This is a genomic window from Kitasatospora sp. NPDC007106 (assembly GCF_040634455.1).
In the GTDB taxonomy this organism is placed as follows: Bacteria; Actinomycetota; Actinomycetes; order Streptomycetales; family Streptomycetaceae; genus Kitasatospora; species Kitasatospora arboriphila.
In genome coordinates this window covers 1-1,634 of sequence record NZ_JBEYFP010001132.1, presented here as the reverse complement: position 1 = coordinate 1,634, position 1,634 = coordinate 1, and the positions used below count along the sequence as shown (strand labels likewise).

Here is a 1,634-nt window from a genome sequence, read left to right as displayed (position 1 = left end):
AGGCGCCGGGCAGGTCCCCGATCGGTTCGGAAACCACCAGGCGCGCATCGTCGGCCGCCTCACGCAGGACGGCCCGATCGGGATACATCCTCCTGAGCTGTGGGACGCTCCGGTTGAAGTACAGCGATCGGGTCCGGCCCGCGCTCGAATACCGGAACGCCCACAGTGAATCGCCGTCGCTGGTCGCGATCGTTCCCTGGAAGGGGAACTGGTGTCCGTGCTCGCGGCCGCGCGCCTCGACGAACCCGATCATGCGCGCGACAGCGCCCGGAGGGTCGTCCTCGAGCCCGTAGGTGAGTGCCAGGTAGAACATCAGCTCGGTGTCGGTCGTGCCCTTGATGTTCAGCCAGAGCGCGGGGTCGATCTCGAAGGCGAGTTCTCGCTTGATGTCGCCGAGCCCGTCGATGAAGCCGTTGTGCATCCACAGCCACCGCTGGTACCGGAACGGGTGACAGTTGGTCTGCTGCACGGACGACCCGATGGCGGCGCGGATGTGCGCGAAGAACAGCGGTGAGGTGGTGTGCGCCGAGACCTCGCGCAGGTTGGTGTCGTTCCACGCCGGCTCGGTGCTGTGGAACACCCCTGGCGCGTCGGTCCCGTCGTACCAGCCGATCCCGAAGCCGTCTCCGTTGGTCGTCTCGGCTCCGAGCTTGGAATGCAGACTCTGATCGATGAGGGAGTGGACCGGGGTGTAGAGCACATCCGTCAGCCGGACAGGAGACCCCCGGTAGGCGAGCCATCGGCACATGGTCGACCTCCTTGCGGACGTAGCGACCCGGTATGTCCCTTCGGTGGAAGAACACCGGCGGGCGCCGGTCGCTGCTGAAATTATCGATCAGTCCCGGGGGCGGTGCAGGGCGAGAGCTCGCCTGGCGAACCACAAGCAAGGGACGCTCTCAAACGATCTGCCCGACTGTTCGCCGCCCGCAGCACTGCACCGAGCCGTATCGACACGTCCATGGCGGTGACAGGCTGAGATGCGCCGTTCACACGCCGACACGGAACCGGAGACGCGCCTCGGCAGCCGCCGCTCACCCGGCCTCCGCCGCGGTTGGCCGGCCGCCCGGCCGGCTTCCGGGCCCGGTCCGAACACCCGATGCCTGATCCCCACCACCGTCACCTGCCTGACCGTCCTGCGGGCCCACCTCCTCATCCCCGAGCGTCGGCACCATTTCCTCGCCCGGCGCGAATGCACCGCACCCCACCTCGTCGCCGTCTGCCACCGACCCCCGGTCCTCGCCGCAACCGACCGGAGCGCCGTCCGCGGCACGGCGCCGCCGGGCCGGGCAGGCCCTAATCGCTCGGTGGGGTGAGGATGTTGTCCCGGCCCCAGGCGGAGAGCGGCACCAGCGCATCGTTGAGCGAGAGGCCACGCGCCGTCAACGAGTACTCCACCCGGGGCGGAACCTCGTCGTACACCTCGCGGTGCACGATGCCGTCCGCCTCCAACTCCCGCAGGTGGGAGGCGAGCACCTTCTCCGTCACCCCCGCCACCAGCCTGCGGAGCTCGCCGAAGCGTCGGGGCCGCTCACTCAACGCCCAGATGACCATCACCTTCCACTTGCCTCCGATCACCTCGACCTGCTGTTTCATGTGCCAAGGGCGAGGTTGTGGGCGACGATCGCCGCGCACAC

General features: G+C 68.5%; 2 protein-coding genes. Both read right to left on the bottom strand.

Annotation, left to right across the window (positions count from 1 at the left end; genetic code table 11):
• A partial coding sequence (locus ABZ641_RS36465) for a class II glutamine amidotransferase (RefSeq protein WP_359988814.1) occupies nucleotides 1-748 on the bottom strand: 748 nt, incomplete at its 3' end.
• 545 nt (nucleotides 749-1,293) lie between these two features.
• A complete protein-coding gene (locus ABZ641_RS36460; RefSeq protein ID WP_344627108.1) occupies nucleotides 1,294-1,593 on the bottom strand; it encodes a helix-turn-helix domain-containing protein in 300 nt (99 codons plus the stop codon).
• Between the last annotated feature and the right edge of the window lie 41 nt (nucleotides 1,594-1,634).

Coding starts and splice junctions, on each gene's coding strand:
- ABZ641_RS36460 (WP_344627108.1), bottom strand. CDS start 1,593: ATGAAACAGCAGGTCGAGGTGATCGGAGGCAAGTGGAAGGTGATGGTC.